The 18,699-nt window shown below is 66.8% G+C and carries 14 protein-coding genes and 1 tRNA gene; 3 read left to right on the top strand and 12 right to left on the bottom strand.

All coding sequences use genetic code 11. The features are described 5' to 3' along the window. Window positions 1-10 precede the first annotated feature (10 nt). Window positions 11-685 carry an aminodeoxychorismate/anthranilate synthase component II gene (locus ACQI46_RS16000; RefSeq protein ID WP_427094995.1) on the top strand — a complete coding sequence of 225 codons (675 nt, stop codon included), beginning with the start codon at window positions 11-13 and terminating at the stop codon, window positions 683-685. On the opposite strand, the gene pknB is transcribed toward ACQI46_RS16000, so the two are convergent. From pknB to ACQI46_RS15965, 7 genes are all read right to left on the bottom strand, one after another. Continuing rightward, on the bottom strand, window positions 663-2,540 hold the full coding sequence (gene pknB, locus ACQI46_RS15995) for a Stk1 family PASTA domain-containing Ser/Thr kinase (RefSeq protein ID WP_427094994.1): 1,878 nt from the start codon (window positions 2,538-2,540) through the stop codon (window positions 663-665). The genes ACQI46_RS16000 and pknB overlap by 23 nt on opposite strands. Further along, a complete protein-coding gene (locus ACQI46_RS15990) occupies window positions 2,540-3,829 on the bottom strand; it encodes a protein kinase domain-containing protein (protein ID WP_427094993.1) in 1,290 nt (429 codons plus the stop codon). The genes pknB and ACQI46_RS15990 overlap by 1 nt, the downstream gene beginning before the upstream one ends. Further along, window positions 3,826-5,301, bottom strand: coding sequence for a D,D-transpeptidase PbpA (gene pbpA, locus ACQI46_RS15985; protein ID WP_427094992.1), 1,476 nt, complete (start codon window positions 5,299-5,301; stop codon window positions 3,826-3,828). The genes ACQI46_RS15990 and pbpA overlap by 4 nt, the downstream gene beginning before the upstream one ends. After that, window positions 5,298-6,713 carry an FtsW/RodA/SpoVE family cell cycle protein gene (locus ACQI46_RS15980; protein WP_427094991.1) on the bottom strand — a complete coding sequence of 472 codons (1,416 nt, stop codon included), beginning with the start codon at window positions 6,711-6,713 and terminating at the stop codon, window positions 5,298-5,300. The genes pbpA and ACQI46_RS15980 overlap by 4 nt, the downstream gene beginning before the upstream one ends. Then, window positions 6,710-8,242 (bottom strand): PP2C family protein-serine/threonine phosphatase, encoded by a 1,533-nt coding sequence (locus tag ACQI46_RS15975; protein ID WP_427094990.1) that lies wholly within the window; start codon window positions 8,240-8,242, stop codon window positions 6,710-6,712. Before ACQI46_RS15975 ends, ACQI46_RS15980 begins: the two co-directional genes overlap by 4 nt. Continuing rightward, entirely contained in the window at window positions 8,239-8,706 is a 468-nt protein-coding gene (locus ACQI46_RS15970; protein ID WP_427094989.1) for an FHA domain-containing protein FhaB/FipA, read from the bottom strand. Before ACQI46_RS15970 ends, ACQI46_RS15975 begins: the two co-directional genes overlap by 4 nt. Before the next feature lie 90 nt (window positions 8,707-8,796). After that, window positions 8,797-10,224, bottom strand: a complete 1,428-nt coding sequence (locus ACQI46_RS15965; protein WP_427094988.1) for an FhaA domain-containing protein — start codon at window positions 10,222-10,224, stop codon at window positions 8,797-8,799. A gap of 208 nt (window positions 10,225-10,432) precedes the next feature. On the opposite strand from ACQI46_RS15965, the gene ACQI46_RS15960 reads away from it, so the two are divergent. Further along, a tRNA-Leu gene (locus ACQI46_RS15960) sits at window positions 10,433-10,515 on the top strand. Between the two features lie 369 nt (window positions 10,516-10,884). Here the strand turns inward: ACQI46_RS15960 and ACQI46_RS15955 are convergent. Next, window positions 10,885-12,171 carry a hypothetical protein gene (locus tag ACQI46_RS15955; RefSeq protein ID WP_427094987.1) on the bottom strand — a complete coding sequence of 429 codons (1,287 nt, stop codon included), beginning with the start codon at window positions 12,169-12,171 and terminating at the stop codon, window positions 10,885-10,887. A gap of 676 nt (window positions 12,172-12,847) precedes the next feature. On the opposite strand from ACQI46_RS15955, the gene ACQI46_RS15950 reads away from it, so the two are divergent. Beyond that, window positions 12,848-14,146 (top strand): hypothetical protein, encoded by a 1,299-nt coding sequence (locus ACQI46_RS15950; protein WP_427094986.1) that lies wholly within the window; start codon window positions 12,848-12,850, stop codon window positions 14,144-14,146. A 113-nt stretch (window positions 14,147-14,259) separates the two neighbouring features. Here the strand turns inward: ACQI46_RS15950 and ACQI46_RS15945 are convergent, their stop codons facing one another. The 4 genes from ACQI46_RS15945 to ACQI46_RS15930 all read right to left on the bottom strand — a co-directional run bounded on the left by ACQI46_RS15945 (window position 14,260) and on the right by ACQI46_RS15930 (window position 18,253). After that, window positions 14,260-14,985 (bottom strand): DUF6308 family protein, encoded by a 726-nt coding sequence (locus tag ACQI46_RS15945; RefSeq protein WP_427094985.1) that lies wholly within the window; start codon window positions 14,983-14,985, stop codon window positions 14,260-14,262. Window positions 14,986-15,161: 176 nt separating this feature from the next. Continuing rightward, entirely contained in the window at window positions 15,162-15,815 is a 654-nt protein-coding gene (locus tag ACQI46_RS15940) for a GntR family transcriptional regulator (RefSeq protein ID WP_427094984.1), read from the bottom strand. Between the two features lie 15 nt (window positions 15,816-15,830). After that, window positions 15,831-17,378, bottom strand: a complete 1,548-nt coding sequence (locus ACQI46_RS15935) for a GMC family oxidoreductase (protein ID WP_427094983.1) — start codon at window positions 17,376-17,378, stop codon at window positions 15,831-15,833. Beyond that, window positions 17,375-18,253, bottom strand: a complete 879-nt coding sequence (locus tag ACQI46_RS15930; protein ID WP_427094982.1) for a dioxygenase — start codon at window positions 18,251-18,253, stop codon at window positions 17,375-17,377. Before ACQI46_RS15930 ends, ACQI46_RS15935 begins: the two co-directional genes overlap by 4 nt. Between the last annotated feature and the right edge of the window lie 446 nt (window positions 18,254-18,699).

Here is an 18,699-nt window from a genome sequence, read left to right as displayed (position 1 = left end):
GCCTGGTCGAATGCAGGTTCTGGTCGTCGACAACTACGACAGCTTCGTGTTCAACCTGGTCCAGTATCTGGGCCAGCTCGGTGTGGACGCGACGGTCTGGCGCAACGACGACGCGCACCTGGCCACCGAAGCCGACATCGCCGCGGCGGCCCGCGACTTCGATGGCGTCCTGCTCAGCCCCGGCCCCGGCACGCCCGAGCGGGCCGGCGCCACCATCGGCATGGTCAGAGCCTGCGCCGCCGCGCAGACTCCCCTGCTGGGTGTGTGTCTGGGCCACCAGGCCATCGGGGTGGCGTTCGGCGGCACCGTCGACCGCGCCCCGGAACTGCTGCACGGTAAGACGAGCACTGTTCACCACACCGACGAAGGCGTGTTGCGCGGATTGCCGGACCCGTTCGTCGCCACCCGGTACCACTCGCTGACGATCCTGCCGGAGACGCTGCCGGCCGAACTGACCGTGACCGCGCGCACCGAGGGCGGCGTGATCATGGGTGTACAGCACAGGCAGCTGCCGATTCACGGTGTGCAGTTCCATCCCGAGTCGATCCTGACCCAGGGCGGGCACCGCATGCTGGCCAACTGGCTCGGCTACTGCGGCGCGGCCCCGGCCGAGACGCTGGTCCGCCAACTGGAGGACGAGGTCGCCACCGCCGTCGAGGCCGCTACGACGCGAAGCTCAGCGTAATCCGGCCACCGAAGTTCACGCCGCTGCCGGGCGACGGCGACTGACGCACCACGGCGTTCGTGCGCTGACCGCTGTTCGGCAAGTCCGGCCCCTTGTCCAGCACGCCCGTCCACCCCAGCGCGCGCAGGCGCGGCTCGGCATCGGTCCAGAACATGCCGGTCAGGTCGGGCATGACGAACTGATTGCCGCGCGACACCTGCATCTGGATCACGGTGTCCTGTGGCACGGTCTCACCGGCCGCGGGTTCGCTGCCGACCACCTGCCCGGCCGTCACCGTACTGTCCACCTCCACCGGCACCGACTTCGTGAAACCCGACGCTGCCAGCACCTGCTGGCAGACCTCGGTGGTCTGGCCGACACAGTCCGGCACCGCGGCGGTCGCGGGCCCGCGGCCGACGACGACGGTGATCTCGTTGGTGATCGCTGAGGTCTGGTTGGCCGGCGGCACCGTGGACAGCACCTTGTCACGCTGCTCGGGCAGAGAAGTCGACATCGTCTGCCGGAACCGCTCGAACCCGGCCTGGGTGAGCTTGCGGACGGCGTCGGCGTAGCTGAGCCCGGACACGTCGGGCACCTCGCGCTGTTCCGGACCGGTCGACACGTTCAGCGTCACCTCGTCTCCGGCAGCCACCGAGACGTTGGCATCGGGTTCGGTGCTGATCACATGGTCGGGCGGCACCGTCGAATCCGGCCGCTGCTGCGTGCGGATGGTGAACCCGCGGTTCTGCAGTGCGGCGATCGCATCGGCCGAAGCCTGACCCCGCACGTCGGGCACCTGCACCTCACGGGTCTCGCCGCCGAACATGTTGATCGCCACCGTGACGACCACGGTGAGCACCGCCAGCACCGCCACCGCCACCAGCCATCGCGCCACCGACCCGCGCCGGGCCGAGGTGTCGTACCGGGACTGGTGGCGACCGCCGACGGCGGCGGGCTCGGCCTGGTGGTGCGACGGCGTCGAGGCCAGCAGGGAGGTCCGCTCGGCGTCGGTGAGCACCTTCGGTGCGTCCGGCGTCTGCCCGCTGTGGACCTTGACCAGGTCGGCGCGCATCTCCGCGGCGGTCTGGTAACGGTTGTCCGGGTTCTTGGCCAGGGCCTTGAGCACCACCGCGTCCAGGTCCGGGGAGATGCCGCTGTGCCGCTGCGACGGCGGCACCGGATCCTCGCGGACGTGCTGGTAGGCCACGGCCACCGGGGAATCGCCCACGAACGGCGGCTGACCGGTCAGGATCTCGTAGAGCACACAGCCCAGCGAGTACACGTCGGAGCGGGCGTCGACCTTCACACCGCGCGCCTGCTCGGGTGACAGGTACTGCGCGGTGCCGATGACCGCCGCGGTCTGGGTGACCGGGTTGCCGGCGTCGGCGATCGCGCGGGCGATGCCGAAATCCATCACCTTCACCGCGCCGGTCTTGCTGATCATGATGTTGGCCGGCTTGACGTCGCGGTGGATGATGCCGTGCTGGTGGCTGAAGTTCAGCGCCTGGCACGCGTCGGCGATCACCTCGATGGCCCGTTGCGGTTCCATCGGGCCGTCGGTGTGGACGATGTCGCGCAGCGTGACCCCGTCGACGTACTCCATGACGATGTACGGCAGTGGCCCGGTGGGCGTCTCGGCTTCGCCGGTGTCGTACACCGCGACGATCGCCGGGTGGTTCAGCGCCGCGGCGTTCTGGGCTTCCCGCCGGAATCGCAGATAGAAGCTGGGGTCGCGGGCCAGGTCGGCACGCAGCACTTTGATCGCGACGTCGCGGTGCAACCGCAAGTCGCGTGCCAGGTGGACTTCCGACATTCCGCCGAAGCCCAGGATCTCCCCGACTTCGTACCGGTCGGACAGTTGCCGTGGGGTCGTCATCACACAGTCTGTTCTGAAGCGGGCGAGCTCGCCGCCACCGGCGGTGGACGGTCAATCAACGTTGTTACCCAGTATCCGTCCGATTCACGATCGATTGTGACCGCCGGCATGGCCGCCGGTGTCTCGGTGGGCGCCACCTCCGACGTCGGGGTCTCGGTGACCGTCGGCGGCGGCGTGCGGTCCCGGCGGTCCTGGGCGTTGAGCACGATCAGGATCGCGATGACGATCGCCAACGCGCCGAGCACCCCGGCGGCCCACAGCAGCGCCCGCTGTCCCGACGAGAACGTGCGTCGCGGCGGCGGTGCCGAACGGTGGCTGCCGGTGGCGCGGGCGCGCGCCGCGGTGGCCGGGGCGCGGCCGGTCATGTCGGCGGCCGGACGGGGCTGGATGGCGGGCGGCACCGCGGTCGGTGCGGCCCGACCGATGGCCGGCGCGGCGTTGGGCCGGGGCGGCCGGCGTCCGGCCCGCACGGCGGCGACCGCGTCGGCGAACGCACCGCCGGACCGGTAGCGCATCCCGGGGTTCTTCACCAGGGTGATCTCGATCAGCTCGCGCACATTGGGCGGCAGATCGGCCGGCAGCGGCGGCGGGGTTTCCTTGATGTGCTTCATCGCCACCGTCAGCGCACCGTCACCGGTGAACGGCCGCTTGCCCGAAACCGATTCGTAGCCAACGACTCCCAGCGAGTACACGTCGCTGGCCGCGGTGGCGTCGTGACCCAGGGCCTGCTCCGGCGCAATGTACTGCGCGGTGCCCATCACCATCCCGGTCTGGGTCACCGGCGCCGCGTCGACCGCCTTGGCGATACCGAAGTCGGTGAGCTTGACCTGCCCCGTCGGGGTGATCAGGATGTTGCCCGGCTTGACGTCGCGGTGCACCAGACCGGCGGTGTGGGCGACCTGCAGGGCGCGGCCGGTCTGCTCGAGCATGTCGAGCGCGTGGCGCAGCGACAGCCGGCCGGTCCGCTTGAGCACGGAGTTCAGCGGCTCACCGTTGACCAGCTCCATCACCAGATACGCGGTGCGGCCCTCGCCGTCGATGTCGGTCTCGCCGTAGTCGTACACCCCGGCGATCCCCGGATGGTTGAGCATCGCGACGGTGCGCGCCTCGGCCCGGAAGCGTTCGACGAACTCCGGGTCGGTCGAGTACTCGGCTTTGAGGATCTTGATGGCCACGCGCCGGCCGAGCCGCGAGTCGACGCCCTCCCAGACCTGGCCCATTCCGCCGGTCGCGATGAGACGCTGCAGCCGGTAGCGACCCGACAGCGTGACCCCCACGCGGACGCTCATGAGCCCTCCTGCAACGCCGCCGCGATCGTGGCGCGCCCGATCGGGGCCGCAACTGCGCCGCCGGTGGCCGAGAGCCGATCCCCGCCGTTCTCCACCAGCACGGCGACCGCGACCTTGGGTGCCTGCGCGGGCGCAAAAGCGATGTACCAGGCATGCGGAGGCGTGTTACGCGGGTCCGTGCCATGCTCCGCAGTGCCGGTCTTGGATGCGATCTGCACGCCGGCGATGGCTCCCTTCTGCTGCGTCACCTGCTCGGCGGCGACCATCAAGTCGGTAAGTGTATCTGCGACCTGCTCGGTGACCGCCCGCCGCTCTTCGGTGGGCGCCGTCGTGGCGATGTTGGACAGGTCGGGGCCTTGCAGGCTGTCGACCAGATAGGGCTGCATCGTGACACCTCGGTTGGCGATAGTCGCCGCGACGACGGCGTTCTGCAACGGGGTCAACGCGACGTCCCGCTGCCCGATGCTCGACATGCCCAGCGCGGCGCCGTCGCTGATCGGCCCGACCGTCGACTCGGCGACCTGCAGGGGGATGCCGGCGGGGACGCTGTCGATGCCGAAGTCGCGGGCAGTGTTGCGCAGCGCCTCGGCGCCGGTGTCGAGCCCGAGCTCGACGAACGCGGTGTTGCAGGAGTGCGCGAACGCGTACTGCAACGTGGCGGTCGGACCGCCGCCGCACGGGTTGCCGCCGAAGTTCTGCAGCGTCGCGGTGCTGTCGGGCAAGGGGATTCGGGGCACCGCGGTCAGCTCGGTGGCCGGCGTGGCCCCGGACTGCAACGCGGCTGCGGTGGTGACCACCTTGAACGTCGACCCGGGCGGGTAGGTCTCGGCGATGGCGCGGTTGAGCAGCGGCGAGCCGGGATCGTCGCGCAGCCGCTGCCAGGCCACCGACTGTTCGGCGGTGTCGTGGGTGGCCAACAGGTTCGGGTCGTACGACGGTGCCGACACCATCGCCAGGATCTTGCCGGTCGACGGTTCCAGCGCGACCACCGCGCCGCGGCACGGCCCGTTGCAGCCGTCCTCCATCGCATCCCAAGCCGCTTGCTGCACTTGGGGTTTGATGGTCGTGTTGACGTTGCCGCCGCGCGGGTCGCGGCCGGTGAAGAAGTCGGCGAGGCGTCGGCCGAACAGCCGTTGGTCGGACCCGTTGAGGATCTGGTCCTCGGCGCGCTCGAGGCCGGTGCTGGAGTAACTCAAGGAATAGAACCCGGTCACCGGCGCGTAGGTCTGCGGGTTCGGGTAGACGCGCAGGAATCGGAAGCGGCCCTCGGTGGCCACCGAATAGGCCAGCAGCTGCCCGCCGGCCGAGATCTGGCCGCGCTGACGCGAGTACTCGTCGAGCAGCACCCGTTGGTTGCGCGGATCGGATCGCAACCCGTCGGCGGTGAAGACCTGGGTCAGGGTGGCGTTGGCCAACAACAGCACGACCAGAGCCATGATCATGACCGAGATGCGGCGCAGTGAGGTGTTCATACTTTCTCGATCACCTCGGTGCTGGCGGCGGCCAGATTGCCGGCGGGAAGCGGCTTTCCGTCGAGCGGTCGGCGCGCCGAGTGCGAGATCCGCATCAGGATGGCCAGCAGCAGGTAGTTGGCCACCAGCGACGAGCCGCCGTAGGACATCCACGGCGTGGTCAGGCCGGTCAGCGGGATCAGCTTGGTCACCCCACCGACGACGATGAACAGCTGGATGGCCAGCGTGGAAGCCAGCCCGGCGGCCAGCAGCTTGCCGAAGCTGTCGCGCACTGCGATCGCGGTGCGCAACCCGCGGATGATCACGATGGTGTACAGCATCAGCACCGCAGCCAGCCCGACCAGTCCGAGTTCCTCGCCGACGGCCGCGATGATGAAGTCGGTCGACGCGGCCGGCACGGTTCCTGGTTGGCCGTTGCCCAGTCCGGTGCCGAAGATGCCGCCGGTGGCGAAGCTGAACAACGACTGCACCATCTGGTAGCCGGCGCCGTCGGGATCGGCGAACGGGTCACGCCACGTCTGCACCCGCACCCGGACGTGGTCGAACACGTAGTAGGCGATGACGCTGGCCGCGGCGAACAGCCCGAGACCCAGAACGACCCAGCTGAAGCGCTCGGTGGCGATGTAGACCAGCACCAGGAACGACGCGTACAGCAGCAGTGAGGTGCCCAGATCTTTCTCGAAGATCATCACCCCGATCGAGGCCACCCACGCGGCCAGCAGGGGCGCGAGGTCGCGCGGGCGGGGCAAATCCATGCCGAGCACGTGCTTGCCGGCGCTGGTGAACAGATCGCGTTTGGACACCAGCACCGCGGCGAAGAAGACCAACAGCAGGATCTTGGAGAACTCGGCGGGCTGAATCGAGAAGCCCGGCAGCTTGATCCAGATCTTGGCGCCGTTCTGCTCGGACATCGATCGCGGCAGGAGGGCAGGGATGGCCAGCAGGATCAAGCCGCTCAGACCGCACACGTAGCCGTAGCGCGACAGAGTGCGGTGGTCGCGCAGCAGCACCACCACCGCCGAAAAACCCAGCACGCCAACCAAGGTCCACAGCATCTGCTGGTTCGCAGAGCCGCCCAGACCCTGCGCGGTGGTGGTGCCTTCGGCGAGGTCGAGGCGGTGAATCATGACCAGCCCCAACCCGTTCAGCAACGCCACCAGCGGCAGTAGCAGCGGATCGGCATAGGGCGCGAAGCGCCGGACCGCCAGGTGCGCACCACCGAACAGCGCGAGATAGGCGATCGTGTACTGCGCCAGGTCCCAGTCGAGGCCTTGTTCCTGGTTGGCTTCGACGAGCAGCAACGCCACGGTCGTGATCAGCGCCGCGAAGCCGAGCAACAGCAGTTCGGCGTTGCGTCGGTGGGGCAGCGGTGGTGTCACCGCGACCCTGGACTGCGGCGGTGGCGTCGTCATGCCACTTCCCGGCAGTTCGTTCCCGGTTCAGGTGGCGGCGGCGGAAGAGCGGTGACCGTCGGTGAGGGCGACGGTGGGGGAGGAGGCGCCGCCGGCGACGTGACCGTGCGGGGCGTCTCGGGTGCCGGTGCCGCCGTCGTGGTGCGCGGATTGGCGTTGGGCGCAGGCGATGTCGGCGTCGCGGGCGCTGAAGTCGTTCCGGATGCGCGCGGGGGTGCCGGTGGTGCCGGCGCGCGCGTCGTGGTGGTGCGTTCGGCGCACACCGGGAGTACGGAACTGCGGGCCAGTTCTTCGATCTGGCGGATCGCGTCGTCGAGAGATCCAGAGGGCAGACCGGCGATGACCTGTGCGCGTTCGGACGGACGCATGTCGTCCACGGCGAGCAACCGGCAGTCCAGGTCGTCGCGGGACTGGCCGGCGCTGATCAGGGAGAGTTCGTTGCGGGAGTTCAGGCATCCCAGCAGATACGGCTCCTGGAGCGGGTAGCCGAGGAAGGAACCTTGGACACCGCGGAGGATGGAGACGGTGCCGTCGTGTTCGGTGACGTAGTAGTTGTTGCGGATGATTTCGCGCCCGACGGCCAGGCCGGCCAGCACGACAAGGACGATCACTGCGGCCGCGATGTAGATACGCCGCCGTGACCGAGGTCGTGGCGGCGGTTCTTCCGGTTGGGGCACAACCCGTTTGGCGGCTGTGCGTTTGGGGTTGAACGCTGAGGCTCGCCCCGCCGCGGTGTTGGGCGGAGCGCTCTGGTCGTCGTCCCCGGAGACCGCGCCGGCCAGGATCGGCTGGGTCTGGCCGTGGTCGTAGGAGGCGACGTCGACGACGTCGGCGACCACCACGGTGACGTTGTCGGGTCCGCCGCCGCGTAACGCCAATTCGATGAGCCGGTCGGCGCTTTCGGCGACGTCGGGGATGCGCAGCGCTTCGGCGATGGTCTCCTGGCTGACCGGATCGGACAGCCCGTCCGAGCACAGCAGGTAGCGGTCCCCGGCGTGGGCTTCCCGCATGATCAGCGTCGGTTCGACTTCGTGGCCGGTCAGCGCGCGCATGATCAACGAGCGCTGCGGGTGGCTGTGGGCTTCCTCGGCGGTGATCCGGCCTTCGTCGACGAGGGTCTGGACGAAGGTGTCGTCCTTGGTGATCTGGGTCAGCTCGCCGTCGCGCAGCAGGTAGCCGCGGGAGTCACCGATGTGGACCAGGCCAAGGCGGTTGCCGGCGAACAGGATTGCCGTCAGCGTCGTGCCCATGCCCTCGAGCTCAGGGTCGGCCTCGACGTGTTCGGCGATGGCCGAATTGCCTTCGCGTACCGCGGCGTCGAGTTTGCTCAGCAGGTCGCCGCCGGGTTCGTCGTCGTCGAGGTGCGCCAGGGCGGCGATCACCAGCTGCGAGGCCACTTCGCCGGCGGCGTGGCCGCCCATGCCGTCGGCCAGCGCCAGCAACCGCGCCCCGGCGTACACCGAGTCTTCGTTGTTGGCGCGCACCAGGCCACGGTCGCTGCGGGCGGCGTATCGGAGAACGAGTGTCACGGGCGCAGCTCGATCACTGTCTTGCCGATTCGCACCGGTGTGCCCATCGGAACTCGTACCGCTGTCGTCACCTTCGCCCTGTCGAGGTATGTACCGTTCGTTGATCCTAGGTCCTCTACATACCATTCAGGACCTCGTGGTGAGAGCCTGGCGTGGCGCGTCGAGGCGTAGTCGTCAGTCAACACCAGCGTGGAGTCGTCCGCGCGTCCGATGAGGATCGGCTGAGTGCCCAGCGGAATGCGGGTCCCGGCGAGGGCGCCCTCGGTCACGACGAGCTGCCGCGGCACGTGCCGACGCGCCTGGTTCGGCCGCAGCGAACCGCGCAACGCCAATCCGCGGCGCACCATCACCGTGCCGGTCGGTGCGTAGATGTCAGTGCGCAGGATGCGCAGCACCGACCAGATGAACAGCCACAACAGCAGCAGGAAGCCGACGCGGGTCAGCTGCAGTACCAGGCCCTGCATCTGACGTCCTCTCCGTCTCCTGTCCTTTCGGCACCGACACCTTACTGGGGTCGACCGGCACGACTGTTTCCGTCAGCGGCCCGAAGCGCTTCAGTGAACGCGGACGATGATCTCGGAATGGCCGAGCCGGATGACGTCGCCGTCTGCCAGCTGCCACTCCTGGACCGGAGCGTTGTTCACCGTGGTGCCGTTGGTGGAGTTGAGGTCTGACAATAGCGCGACCTGCCCGTCCCAGCGGATTTCGAGATGCCGACGTGACACACCCGTGTCGGGCAGACGGAACTGCGCGTCCTGGCCGCGACCGATCACGTTGGTGCCTTCGCGCAGCTGATAGGTGCGGCCGCTGCCGTCGTCGAGCTGCAGCGTCACCGTCGCGCCGGCGCTGGAGTACTCGCTCTGGCCCGCGCCGTAGCCTCCGGCGCCGTATCCGCCGCCGTAGCCCCCGTCGCCGTACCCCTGGTCGGGATATCCGCCGGCGGGCTGCTCGTAGCGGCCGTAGTCGGGCTGACCGTAGTCCTGGCGCCCGTAGTCCTGCCGGCCATAGCCGCCCTGGTCCGGGTAGCCGCCGTGATCGGGGTAGCCGCCCTGGTCCGGGTAGGACGGACGTCCCGGCTGGCCAGCCGGTTGGCCGTAGCCGCCGTCGTCGGGACGCCCGGGCGGGCGGCCGTAGTCGTAGTCACCAGAGGGACCGCCGTAGCCGTGCTGGCCGCCGCCGGGCGGCGGGCCGTAGCCGCCTGGACCGGGACGGTAACCCTGATCCGGATAACCGCCCTGCGGCGGGCCGTAGCCGGCCGGGGGACGCTGCTCGTAGGACTGCGGGGGATAGCCGCCCTGGTCGGGGTAACCGCCGCCGCGCGGACCGTAGCCGCCCTGCTCGGGATAGCCGCCATGGTCGCCCTGGGGGCCGTAGCCGCCCTGCTCGGGGTAGCCCTGCTCGCTCTGCGGGCCGTAACCGCCCTGATCGGCCGGAGGCGGCGGATAACCGCGATCGTCCGGACGGTTGTAGCGCTCGTCGTAGTAATCGTCTGCGGGCCGACCCTGACCAGGGCCGCCTCGGTAGCTCGGATTGTCGGTCATCGGTGGTACTCCTGGTTCTGCGGGGGACGAGCCTTCTCGTAGCGGTCGGGCCGGTTGATCCGTGGTGGAGTCAGGATTGACCGCGCCACGCGCGCGAAACTGTCCGGTGTGCAGGGTGGGTGACTGCTCGAATCTGACGACCACATCACCATACGTTTGCCATCCCTGCTCATGGATGTATCCCTCCAGATGCTTGGCGAACGTGGTCGAGGTGATGTCCGGATCGGCACTCACCTTGCGATAGTCAGGCACACTGAGGGTAATGACGTAGTCGTTCGGTGCCAAAATGTGGCCACCGGGGATTTCCCGGGCGCCGGTGTCGGCCTCCCGGCGCAGCAGCGCTTCGACCTCCTGCGGAACGATCGATCCGCCGAAGACCCGGGCGAAGGCATTGGCGACCGAATCCTCGAGCTTTCGCTCGAATCGGTCGACGAGTCCCATCTTCCGCTGCCCTCCGTTGGTGGTTCACCAGCGTGTCGCCTGGTGGCTGTGCTGCCTGCATGGTAGTGCGCGGATGCGTCAATGCGGGACCGTCGGAATTGTGAGAATCCGATTCGGGCAGGTCAGGATGCTGTTTTGGTGGATCAGGGGGTGCGCCGATACGGTTGGGGAGTTCGACGGAGTGCGTGATAGGCTCCCTCGGTCGTACGGGCGAGTGGCGGAATGGCAGACGCGCTGGCTTCAGGTGCCAGTGTCCTTCGGGACGTGGGGGTTCAAGTCCCCCTTCGCCCACACTGAGCGGTTCTACGAACTGCGACGCATGAGGTCACGAACCAGAAATGGTTCGTGACCTTTGTGTTTTGTGCGGGTGAGCGAACCTTCCGGCGACACGGCTGAGGGATTTTGTAGCGGCAAGTCCCGACCCTTGACGGTCCTTGACGCGTCGCCGTCGTATCGATCGCGAATGAATCTTCAGCCTTGTGCGCCACCAGTCGGCGGGGCCACTACGTAAAACATCCGGTCAGTTCAGGACGACGAGTCGAGGGGCGTCGTGAGCACCGGCGAGTTGAAGAACGGGGAGTGCTCCCGCAAGCCTGTCTCGTTTCTCTGGAAGCGAGACAAGTCGCTTCCATGTTCTCGTTGCAGCCCGGAGCCTGAGCCTTAGCGGGAACCGTTTGCAACTGGCGCGAGTTCGACGAGCCGGCCTCGGATCGCCCAACGCGCATGCTCGACGCATCCCGGCTCGTCGGCCGGTGCGGCCAGCAGTTCGCCTGCAACGCACATCTGGTCAGAGGGCTGCCACTGCACGCCCGCGCCGAATGGTTTGACCAACAGGGGTACGGCGCCAATCACCGCGTGGCGTTGATTGAGCAGAAGCTCATCGATCTCTCGCGGAGACTCTCCGAGTACGGACGCGATCCGTTGGGCCACAATCGGCAGGACCGCCATGTCGGTGTGGGCTTGATACGCGCAAATCGCACCGTCGAAGAAGCTCTTCACCAATCCGCCCCATACAGGTCGCTGTCCGCGCGGTGGCCGGACCTCCAGGTGCAGTGCAAATGGCACAGTGGGGCCACGAGGGGGCCCGAAGGTAGAGCACGGGTTGCGTGACAGCGCCAGCCAGATCTGCGCAAGAGAAGGAGTCTTTCTCGGATTCCCCACCTCGGTCCACCCGAAAGCGGCAAGTTCTCGGTCAGGCCGCCAGTCGTTGAAGCCGCTTTCACGCGACGCGAGCGAATAGGTATAGCCGACCGGGTACTCCCTGCCATCGGGTGACGGCGGCGGCACGACGTCGCCGTGCTCGAAGCGAATACCGTTGCTTCCTGCCGAGTTGAACGTGCCGATGTTGTAGAGCACGAGATTCTCGACGTCGGTTCTGGAGTCCTTCGCGCCGAAGTACGCCGCGTGCAAAACCTCGCCGGCGCTTGGGGTCAGGTCCGCGCATCTGCTTCGGATTTCGGCTCGAAGCGCGTCTTGCCACGGCGGGCGGCGCTCGAAGTGGATGTAGTCATCGGCCCACGCCGCTACATGACGTTTGTCCACAGCGGGCCCGAAAACTGCGAAACGGCCGTTAGTTACTGGGGTGGAGTGGGTGGGTGCCGCAGGCCCTGCTTCCCCGACGATCAGTGTTGTGTCTGCGGTGGCTGTGTATTCACGGAACCTGACCGTCGGGCGGCACGTACCGCACGGCTGGATCTCCCGTCGGACGGTCTCGCTGGCCCACTGCATGAGATGGTGCACGTCGTCTGCGCAACGCTTAACGTAAGACCCTGTTAGGGCCTTTCCGGGATACTTGGTGCCCTTGATTTCGTTACAGGACGCCAGATGCAGCCGCGCGCCTGACGCACTGTAGTTGCGCGCAATGTTGATGACATACCCATTGGGATGGCCTGTGAGCCATTGCAGATAGCCGTCGTCATCGTCGCGGAACTCCACAATTGGTGACACAGCTGGATATTGTGCCGGTGGCCACCGACATCGGACCTATTGTTGGCGATGCTGCTGTCATCGCGGTCTCCGGCAATCGCCTGTGCGGCCGGAAGTCCGATGGATCGGAGCATCCGCAAAAAGACTGATACTTCGCTGGAGAGCCAGGCGTCGAAGTCGTGTGAGCGACGTTGGTGCGCTCGATGGAGACGTGCGCCCGGTTATCGAGGGATGTTGGGCGGCCATGCTCTGTTCTGACCATCAAGTCGATGGACCGGATTGCGGTCCGCACTGCATCGCTCGAAGGTTTCTCACTTGTAAGGTACGAAACGATGAGTCGGCTGCAATTGCGCTGGCGCAACGTGAATGCCGTTGACACGTAGACTTTGTAGCTGCTGTTCGTGCCCCTTCTCGGTCGTGGCGAACACCGACAGCGTCTTGCTCCTGCGCCACTGCTCCCGAGATGACGTCGTTCCAGTTCGGCGACCCGCGGCCAGATTATGGCGGCTGTTCCGCACCTTCCGGAAACGAAGCGCCGATCCTTGCGGCCATTTCAGCGTACTGTCGCGCCGTCCCGGTCACCCCGGTGCCTATACGCACAACTGGACAACCGCAATCGCGGGCGGTGCCAAGCGGCTGAACGATCGATATGGCGGTGTCGGTCCCGGCCCGCTCAGGCAGCGATTACTGTCGGGCCGTGGATCAGCACCTGAGCATCTTCCGGCCCTACGACCGTGATCCCAGACACGAGGACCAACTCACCAGGGCCGCCTTGATCGTGATGCGACTGGTACCGCTATGCCAAGAGGCATTCCTCGGCCTTGCCAACTGCCCGAGGCTTTCGGAACTTCCGCGCCCCCGATTCGACATGCAGACCGAATCCCTTGTTGCGCTTGAGGCCGAAGTCGAAGACGCCACGGTCGACGAGTTGGTCAGTGTCTTCCTGGGTCCACATGAACACCTCGTCGCCGGAACCGACGAACTTGACCTGGCTTCGGAACGACGCGCACGTTATGACGGGGTGATCCAGTACGGCACCACATTGGTGGTCGTCATCGAAAGCAAGCTCTACGCCAACGCCAGCGAGCAGCAGGCCTTGGAGATCAACACCAAACAACTTCACCACCAAGCGAAGCGATGGGTTCCGGTACGGTGGCAGGATCTGCTCGACCATTGGTGGAACCTCCTCGAACTCGAGGTGCTAGGACCGGCGGAGGCAGCGGTCGTTAATGATTTCTTCGACAACGCCGAGATGAACTTCGGGGACCTACTGCCCTACACCGATCTTGAACGTTGTGGGGATCACTCTGGCCGCCAATCGCGCCGTCTGCGAACGATCCTTGAGGAGGCCACGGGGTTCACCGCTGAGGTGCGCGACGTCGGCGGGCATGCCGGCGTAAAGCTCCCATCCGATCAGGTCGTGGCCTTCGATCGGATCAGTCTCTACATTGAGGGAGACAATGTAGTGCTCAGCGCCTGGCCAGCCGAGCTCGCTCCCCAGTACAAGCACGTCTATGCCAATCCGGATCGCGCCGAAGCGTTGATCGCGTTGACCGCAGAGCCGGCCTGGCAAGTCCACGGGAACTTCCACCTTGCCTTCTGGCGCTCCAGCAGTCCGCAGCGCTGGTACCCCGGGCGACGCCTGCCCGGCTCCACCTATGTGCGCCAATGGGTCGAAGACTTCTCTGACGGCCGAGCCGGACGGCGACCACGAAAAGAACTCAATGACAGGGCATTCCGTGAATGGATCCTCCAGCGCGGCTACGCGACTAATGCAGAGATGGGCAGCCTCGACCAGTGGTCGGACCGGCTACCCATGGACAAGTTCGATGTCCGTCCGAGCATTCAGGTGACGCGGTCCTGGCAGTACGCCGACGCCGTTGCCCGCGACCGCACCAGACAGCTCACTGCCGAAGTCCGCGACGCTATTAACACCCTGCTAGCTGCGCTGGACGAACCGCAGTTGCACGACCTCACTCTCTCATCTACGGCATGAATCGATGGAGGTAACGGGTTCCGGTGCTGAAAAGTGTGCGCAGTGCAATAAAGCCGGCCGACCGAGATCGGGCCGCAGCGGGGCTGCTCACGACCGAGGTCAAGCGCATGTATCTACTGACCGTGCTGGGTCGAGGCCATCCAGAGGGCGACGTCTATGCGGCGGAGCAGGCTGACGTCGGTGGGTGCACCTGCGCATACTTCTGTGACTGTCATCCGTTGCGACTCGTCGGACAGCTCGTCCCACATCGAGACCCAGAACCGCGAAGCGGGTGGCTGAAGTAGGTCTCGTACCTTGTTGTCCAGAATGGGGATCATGCGCGGTCTTTTGGCGGCGAGCAGCTTGCCGGCGATGACCCAGTCAACGCCCGGAAGGGTACGCAACATCGTATGCAACTCAGCGGCCGGACCGTCTTGCAGTGTCTCCCGGGGGACATCCCAGATGTCGGTTGAGCGAGGTAGCTCCCTGAGCAACGCGTTGAACCGATCAGGTTCCTTGAGAATCAGTTTCGCTGCCGCCTCGGGGGGCACCTGAACACTGAGGGCCTCGACAGCGACCAGGTCGGAAGCGTCGAATCTGTTTGGGTCGCCGACGGCGGCGAATGGTTCGAACCAGCGGCCGGTGAAACTCGTGAAGTAGCGGTCAAAATCCACGGCGATCTGCGCGGCGTTGGCTTCGAACCAGTCGGCTAGGTCGAAGGCGAAGCGGGGTTGTGATGACCGGGACGGCTTTGGCGAGGCGACGTAGCCCTCCACAGACTCGCGGACCGCACGGGCGAATGGGTCATGATTGAAGTAGTTCTCGCCAGATTGGTTTTGGGCGCCGATCTTAGGTTCCATGACCTTCATGCTGCGCGATGACCGCCACGTCGTGGGCTATTGAACAAACGTTGATGTCTTCCAACGAGTCAAGATCGGAAACGAAGATGCAACCCTCGATGGGAATAAGCGGTTGTACTTGGTCAAGTCCCAGCTCGCCGAAGTCGCCTGGACCCCGATGTCCTCCAGGAAAGCCGTCACGTCTCAGGCAGTTGCGACAGCGTCTGCCAGTTGCGTTCGGTGGCGTCCGCCGCGGCGACGGCGTCGCGTTGGCGGCACCGATCGATGATCTCGTTGTGCTGGGCGATCGACTCGCGCCCCGGCAGCGATGAGAACCGCAGGAACTCCACACGGCGCAGCACCGGTGTGACCTGCTGGAGGACCTGGGCGATCACGTCGTTCCCGGACGTCGCCACGGCCACCTCGTGGAAGGCGTCGTCGCTGCGGATGGCCGCCTCGGCGTCGCCGCGCGACAACGCATCGGCGAACTGCTCGTTGGCCTGTGCCATCGCTTCGAATTCCTTGTCCCCCATACGCGGAACCGCGGTGCGAACGGCGAGCGCGTGCATCGCCCCGGCGACACTCTGCGCGTTGAGCACCGCCTGCCGGTCGATCGCCGACACCGCCGTCGACCGACCCGGCGTGGTGTGGACGAGCCCCGCCGCCTCGAGGCGGGCCAGCGCTTCCCGGATCGGGGTGCGGCTGATACCCAGCCACTCTTCGAGCTCCGAGTCGCGAAGTTTCTCCCCCGGGGCGAGGGTGCCGTTGACGATCGCGTCGCGGATCGACACGTAGGCCTGCTCGCGCAGCAGGGAGCGACGGTGTTTCCCACGCTCGACCGGCACCGGCATGCGACATACGGTATATCAGCGCGCGAAGTCGACCGGCTTGCGACGGATCAGATCGGCGGCCTTCTCACCGATCATGATGGTTGCGGCGTTGGTGTTGACGGACACGATCCGCGGCATGATCGAGGCGTCGGCCACCCGCAGCCCGCTCAAGCCGTGGACCCGTAGCTCCGGGTCCACCACCGCGTCTGGCCCGGTACCCATCGCGCAGCTTCCCACCGGGTGGTAGTAGGTGCTCGTCGCGTGCCCCAGGAATGTCTGCAATGCGGCCGCGTCGGTAGCCCCGGCTCCGGGCAGCACCTCCCTGCCGCGCCAAGAGCGGAAGGCCTCGGTGGCCGCGATCGTGCGAGCGACGTTGATCCCGTGGATCATTCGTTCAACGTCGACCTCGGTGCCGAGGTAGTTCGGGTCGATCAGCGGTGGGGTCGTCGGGTCGGGTCCCGCCAGGCGGATCGACCCGCGCGCCTCGGGCACGGCGGCGACCCCGAGCGTGAAGCTGTTCGCGGGCGCGGAGAGGTGCCGTGGATGGAAAGGCACGTGGATGAACATCAGTTGCATGTCCGGGCCCGCGAGGGAGGGGTCGCTGCGCCACGACAGTGACGTTTCGGCGAGGTTGGTACGCCCGGCGGGGATCGGCCGCGCCGCCTCGTACACGATCCCGCACAGCGGATGGTCATGCAGGTTGCGGCCAACCCCGGGAAGATCGTGGACGACGTCGACGCCGGCGGCCGCCAGCTCCGCGGCCGGTCCGACCCCCGACAGGAGTAGCAACCGCGGTGAGTCGACCGCGCCGGCGCTGACCACGACCTCGAAATCGGCATGCACCGTGACCAGTTGACCATCGCGTACGAATTCCACACCATGACAGCGATTCCCGGCGATGAGTAGTTTTTGAGCCCGTGATCCGGTCCAGACGGTGAGGTTGGGCCGGTCAGCACGCACGGGATGCAGGTAGGCCGCTGCGACACTCTGCCGGGCGCCTCCGGAGATCGAAAGATCGTGCCACCCGGCGCCTTCGGGGCGGGCCCCGTTGAAATCGCCGGTCAACGGAAAGCCGGCCTCGACCGCCGCGGCAAGGAAGACCTCGGATAGTGGGTTGGCCTCTTCGATCGCGGCGGGGGAGGGAGTCATCGGGCCGTCGGTGCCGCGGTAGCGGGGATCTCCGTCGCCGACGGTCTCCATGCGGCGGAAGTGGGGCAGCACGGATTCGTAATCCCAGCCCACGCACCCGTCTTTCGCCCACCGGTCGAAATCGTTCGGGTGGCCCCGCAGGTACACCATCGCATTGATGCTGCTGCTGCCGCCGAGTGTGTGTCCGCGTGGCCAGCTGTGTGCGACGCCACCGGTTCCGGCTTGCGGCACGGTGTCGTACGCGTAGTCGACCTCGGTGCCCCACAGCGTCGGCCATGCCGGCGGTGTGGTGATCTCGGGCCGGCTGTCGTCGCCACCGGACTCCAACAGCAAGACCCGAATCTCCGGGTTCTCCGACAGTCGGGCGGCCAATACGCAACCGGCCGACCCTGCGCCGACGATCACATAGTCGAAGTGGCGGTCGTGCATCGTCATGTCCAATCCTTCTGATCTTCTTCGGCTTTGGGTTGCAGGACGAAATCGTGGGTCACCAGGAGCCACGGCACGTCGCACCTGTCTCCACGCGGGGTCGTGCCCGGATCGCGCCGTTCGAACTCGACGACGAGCTCGGGCTTGGTCCCGAAGACGACGTCGCTGTCGAGGTACTGCCCGCCCTTTTCGAACAGGTGGGTGATCAGCGGTTCGTAGCCTGGTGCGTCGATCCAGAAATGGATGTGCGCGGGCCGGAACGGGCTGATGGCGGTGCGTGTGATCAGTTCGCCGACCGGGCCGTCCATCGGGATGCTGTAGCCGCGCGGCGCGACCGTGCGCAGGCAGTATGCCCCGTCGGCATTGGAGATGTACGTGGCACGCAACCGTGCCTGCGACACCTCGAGTTGTGCCTCGTAAGCTCCGTCCGCGTCCGCCTGCCAGACGTCGATCACGGCGCCAGGCACGGGGTTTCCGTGAAGGTCGCGGACTGTACCCGTGACGAAGAGCGGCGTGCCGGGGACTCCCTCGGACATGTCGGCGCCGTACTCCAGGCGCGGCGAACCGGAGATGTGGAAGGGACCCAGCACCGTCGCCGGTGTGGCACGCGCACCGAGACGGCTGTTCAACTCGACGACGAGCATCGACAGGCCCAGCACATCAGAGGCGAGGATGAACTCGTTGCGCTTGCCGTCACTGGCCTGTCCTGCGCGCACGAGCCACCGCATCGCGGCTTCCCATTCGACTTCGGTGAGCATGATTTCGCGGGCGAGTTCGTGCAGGTGCCGCACCACGGCCGCCATGATGTCGGCGAGCCTCGGGTCGCGCGCGGTGGCCCAACGCGCGATGGCGTGGGCGGTCAGGTCGTCCTGAGTGTGCATGTCTCTCCTTTCTTGTTGCGGTACCGTGCATCTCGCATGCGTCGCCCGCGACGAGACATCAGGAAGGGAGTCGCAGTGCTGAGCAGATCCCCATTGCGCAGGTGATCTGGCACCTCCGCCAGCTGGACTTGCCACTGGCCGAGGTGAAATCGATTTCGGCGACGGGTGATCCGGCACAGCGAGCCGAGGTCGTCGCCGGCCATCTCGGGCCTTGGAGGCCGAGCTGGATGGGACCCGAGCCGCCGTCGTCTCGCTGCGTCGGTTGCTGCATCACGATCCCGCAGACCTGTCCGTCGACGTGCGTTCCGTTCCAGCCTGTGCCGTGGCGGCGGTCACGGCGGCCGAATGCACTGGCCCGGCGGGCCCTACGCCAACGAACTATCCACCGAAGGCGCCGGCACCATGACCGATGGAGATCGGCTGGCCGGCCTTCCCGCTCGCACCGG

Origin of the sequence: Mycobacterium sp. SMC-4 (assembly GCF_050205565.1) — a bacterium.
GTDB lineage: Bacteria > Actinomycetota > Actinomycetes > Mycobacteriales > Mycobacteriaceae > Mycobacterium.
This window is presented reverse-complemented; position numbering and strand designations above follow the sequence as displayed.